At 53.4% G+C, this 1,460-nt stretch carries 1 protein-coding gene; it reads left to right on the top strand.

What is annotated here, in order from left to right:
• Positions 1-1,460 (top strand): methionine--tRNA ligase (gene metG, locus HEN21_RS22440; RefSeq protein WP_183082953.1); only part of this gene is annotated, 1,460 nt, incomplete at both ends.

Raw genomic sequence — 1,460 nt, 5'->3', positions numbered from 1 at the left:
CTGCCGTACGCTAACGGCTCAATCCACCTCGGCCATATGCTGGAGCACATCCAGGCTGATGTCTGGGTCCGTTACCAGCGAATGCGCGGCCACGAGGTCAACTTCATCTGCGCCGACGATGCCCACGGTACGCCGATCATGCTGAAAGCACAGCAGCTTGGTATCACCCCGGAGCAGATGATTGGCGAAATGAGTCAGGAGCATCAGACTGATTTCGCAGGCTTTAACATCAGCTATGACAACTATCACTCAACGCACAGCGAAGAGAACCGTCAGTTGTCTGAGCTTATCTATACTCGCCTGAAAGAGAACGGTTTTATTAAAAACCGCACCATCTCTCAGCTGTACGATCCGGAAAAAGGCATGTTCCTGCCGGACCGTTTTGTGAAAGGCACCTGCCCGAAATGTAAATCCCCGGATCAATACGGCGATAACTGCGAAGTCTGCGGCGCAACATATAGCCCGACGGAACTGATCGAGCCGAAATCAGTGGTTTCTGGCGCTACGCCGGTAATGCGTGATTCCGAACACTTCTTCTTTGATCTGCCCTCTTTCAGCGAAATGTTGCAGGCATGGACCCGCAGCGGCGCGTTGCAGGAGCAGGTAGCAAACAAAATGCAGGAATGGTTTGAATCCGGCCTGCAACAGTGGGACATCTCCCGCGACGCACCGTACTTCGGTTTTGAAATTCCGAACGCGCCGGGCAAATACTTCTACGTCTGGCTGGACGCGCCAATTGGCTATATGGGTTCTTTCAAGAATCTGTGTGACAAGCGCGGCGACAGCGTAAGCTTCGATGAATACTGGAAGAAAGACTCCACCGCCGAGCTGTACCACTTCATCGGTAAAGATATTGTTTACTTCCACAGCCTGTTCTGGCCAGCAATGCTGGAAGGCAGCAACTTCCGCAAGCCGACCAACCTGTTTGTTCACGGCTATGTGACGGTGAACGGCGCGAAGATGTCCAAGTCTCGCGGCACGTTCATTAAAGCCAGCACCTGGCTGAATCATTTTGACGCTGATAGCCTGCGCTACTACTACACCGCGAAGCTCTCTTCGCGCATCGATGATATCGACCTGAACCTGGAAGATTTCGTTCAGCGCGTGAATGCCGATATCGTCAACAAAGTGGTGAATCTGGCCTCCCGTAACGCTGGCTTTATCAACAAGCGTTTTGACGGCGTACTGGCAAGCGAGCTGGCTGACCCTGAACTGTACAAAACCTTTACCGATGCCGCTGAAGTTATTGGTGAAGCGTGGGAAAGCCGTGAGTTTGGTAAAGCTGTGCGCGAAATCATGGCGCTGGCTGACCTGGCTAACCGCTATGTTGACGAGCAGGCTCCGTGGGTGGTGGCGAAACAGGAAGGTCGCGATGCCGACCTGCAGGCGATTTGCTCAATGGGCATTAACCTGTTCCGCGTGCTGATGACGTACCTGAAACCGGTACTGCCGAAACTGAC

The sequence above is a fragment of the Escherichia sp. 93.1518 genome, from assembly GCF_013368915.2.
In the GTDB taxonomy this organism is placed as follows: domain Bacteria; phylum Pseudomonadota; class Gammaproteobacteria; order Enterobacterales; family Enterobacteriaceae; genus Escherichia; species Escherichia ruysiae.
This window is presented reverse-complemented; position numbering and strand designations above follow the sequence as displayed.